This window comes from Staphylococcus pettenkoferi (genome assembly GCF_002902685.1).
GTDB classification, from domain to species: domain Bacteria; phylum Bacillota; class Bacilli; order Staphylococcales; family Staphylococcaceae; genus Staphylococcus; species Staphylococcus pettenkoferi.
Genome location: NZ_PPRN01000088.1, coordinates 1 through 501 on the forward strand (window position 1 = coordinate 1; position 501 = coordinate 501).

1 protein-coding gene is annotated in these 501 nt (G+C 33.9%); it reads left to right on the forward strand.

Going from position 1 to position 501, the window contains the following annotated elements; genetic code table 11:
- Positions 1-501: transposase (locus tag CD126_RS11630; RefSeq protein WP_142381373.1), on the forward strand; the 501-nt coding region annotated here is incomplete at both ends.

Genomic DNA, 501 nt, shown 5'->3' on the forward strand with positions numbered 1-501 from the left:
AGTCAACGAATGATGTAGCGAGTGCGATGAGCTTTATTTATTGTGATGCCGTCAATCATGATGTTATTGAAATATTACCTGATCGTCGTAAATTCAAGTTAGAAGAACATTTTTTAAAGTTTTCTCTAGAAGAACGAAAGCGAGTCAAAGCCGTCACGATGGATATGTATCAACCGTATATGGATTTAGTTGAAGACTTGTTTCCTAACGCTAAAATAATTATCGATCGTTTTCATATTGTACAAGCTGTTAACAGAGAAATTAACCGGTGTCGTGTCAGTGTAATGAACCAATTTAGAACCACAGAAAAACGTAAATATAATAAGCTTAAACGTTATTGGAAGTGCCATTTAATTTCGCCTATAGATCTTGATCCAATTCATTATAAGTCTTACAGACTATTCGACTTTTCACAGAGTGAGCACTCTCTCGTTCAATACTTAATAAACTTAGATGATCTATTACATGAAACTTATAAGGTAGGTCATCAAATACTCGATG